The sequence below is a fragment of the Bacteroides sp. AF25-5LB genome, assembly GCF_003602965.1.
Taxonomy (GTDB): domain Bacteria; phylum Bacteroidota; class Bacteroidia; order Bacteroidales; family Bacteroidaceae; genus Bacteroides; species Bacteroides uniformis.
The window spans coordinates 1-2,321 of record NZ_QTMC01000041.1 but is presented as its reverse complement, the minus strand read 5'-3'; the positions used below and the strand labels follow the sequence as shown (position 1 = coordinate 2,321).

At 51.2% G+C, this 2,321-nt stretch carries 1 protein-coding gene and 2 pseudogenes; all 3 read left to right on the top strand.

All coding sequences use genetic code 11. The features are described from left to right. Positions 1-972, top strand: a pseudogene (locus tag DWY57_RS20605) (hypothetical protein); the annotation flags it as partial. 129 nt (positions 973-1,101) lie between these two features. Continuing rightward, on the top strand, positions 1,102-1,335 hold the full coding sequence (locus DWY57_RS20600) for a hypothetical protein (protein ID WP_008673799.1): 234 nt from the start codon (positions 1,102-1,104) through the stop codon (positions 1,333-1,335). Positions 1,336-1,710: 375 nt separating this feature from the next. Continuing rightward, a pseudogene (locus DWY57_RS20595) lies at positions 1,711-2,321 on the top strand (hypothetical protein); the annotation flags it as partial.

The window sequence follows — 2,321 nt, the reverse complement described above, 5'->3', positions numbered from 1 at the left end:
GAACGTGCTACAGCCCTGCATTTCTCCATTCTGAACACGGCAGAGTTTGACTGCGTGGTGCTGAGCAACAGCGACAAGATAGAGGACATGGAACCGGATTGGGTGGCCAATGAGGAACATCTGTGTGCCGTTGTGGGCAGTTCTGTAGTGGGCAGCAAGTTGCGTGCCTGCATAACCGGAGCTTCGACCACGGCAAGCATGACATGGACGGACTTCCACTATTACAGCCAGCAGCGTGGCATGCAGCAGATAGATGCCCTGATGCACAGCCGCATCGCGAACCTGAGCTATGCAAAGTACGGGCGTAGGGACATGCAGGAACAATGCGGTGCCGGTCAGCATAACAATAACCGGACAACGGGTGGAACGGCCGACCATGGAATGACAGACACCATCGGCTATGACGAAGCGTATGTCATCAACAACAAAATCACGAATTCGCTGATTGACGGCTTGGTGCATCAGTATGCCTGGTATAAGAGCCGGGACGAATACGGACAGGCGACCGTGGTGCAGGTGAACAATATCTGCTGCCTGGGCTACGAGGACATCTACGGCAACAAGTATGACATGATGGACGGCGTGGATCTGCCGAATGACAGCGGCAACCAGGGCAAATGGCGCATCTGGATGCCTGACGGCAGTATCCGTATGGTACAGGGCAAGAAGGACAGCGGTCAGTGGATTACAGGCGTGGCGCACGGCAAGTATATGGACATGGTTCCGGTAGGTAATTTGAACGGATCATCTTCCACCTACTATACCGACATGTACTGGATAAGCACCGCTACAGTCCGTGTGGTCTATCGCGGGTACAGCGGTGCGAGTGCGTATGGCGGTGTGTCGAGTGCGAATGCGTATTACGATGCTTCGAATACGCATGCGAGTGTCGGCTCGCGTCTGGCCTTCCGCGGCAAAATCGTCCGGGCGCAAAGCGTGGCAGCGTACAAGGCGATACGCGAGGTGGCGTAAGCGCAAAGCGCCAAAGCGTGGAGCGAAGCGACTAAAACGAAAGAACGGGATTCGGATGGTTTCCGAATTCCATTTAAAAGGTATTCAAATACCGGCGAAGCCGGTCGAAAAAATAGAATTTTGAGGTATATGAAAAAGATTATCGCATTTTTTAAAATGAGTAACCGTTACAAGCATCTTATCGGTGGTTTGATGGTAGGTCTATTGGGATTTACTCCTTGGACGGCCTTTTATGCTGCGGCCATTGCAGCTTCCTGTCTGGAACTGAAAGATACTCTTCGGGGAAGTCCTTGGGACTGGATTGATTGGGGGCTCACCGTCGCGGGTGGCAGTATATCCGTTTTATTTTGGATGATAGTGTAATTCGTTTATCTGTTTTGCCTGTTAAATCAGTAACTTTGCAAGCGGTAGAGTTCCCCAATAGTCCGTGTGGTCTATCGCGGGTACAACAATGCGAATGCGAATGGCGGTGTGTCGAATGCGAATGCGAATAACGATGCTTCGAATACGAATGCGAATGTCGGCTCGCGTCTGGAAATCTAACAAATCGGCGTACAGCAGCGGGGACGTGTCCCCGAAGCGGTGCCGAGGGGAGCAAGCCACAGCAACAGCACCAGAAAAGGTGGAAAGCTGAAAAATCACGCGTCGGGTGGAGTTTGGTAGGCTGTTATCAGTTCGAAGAAGTCAGACCCGGGGAAAGGAAGGCCCTCATCTTCCATGTTTATTAACCAATAGCTTATGCGCAGGGAAGGATATATTATCGAGGAAATCATCGAATACTCCAATATGTCGGAGGCATTCGATTCGGTACTTCGCGGAACCGATCGTAAGAGGTCAAGGCAGGGACGATTCCTGCTTGCCCATAGGGAGAAGATTATCACCGAACTGACGGCTTCCATTGCGGACGGCTCATTCCGGCTGGGCGGCTACCATGAGAGGGAAATTGAAGAATACGGTAAAAAACGTATTTTGCAGATCCTGTCCATGAAAGACCGCATCGCTGTGTTTGCCATCATGAATGTGGTGGACCGCCACCTGCAAAAACGTTATATCCGGACAACCGGTGCAAGCATCAAAAGGCGCGGTACTCATGACCTGATGAACTGCATACGTACCGATTTGCAAAAAAATCCGGAAGGCACGCTTTACGCATACAAATTTGACATCCGGAGGTTTTATGACAATGCGCGGCAGGACTTTGTTATGTGGTGCTTCCGGAGGGTGTTCAAGGACAAAAGGCTGTTGGTCTTGTTGGAGCGGTTTGTTAAGCTGCTGCCAGAAGGTATCAGTTTCGGACTGCGCAGTTCACAAGGGGCAGGAAATCTGCTTCTGTCTGTATTTTTAGACCA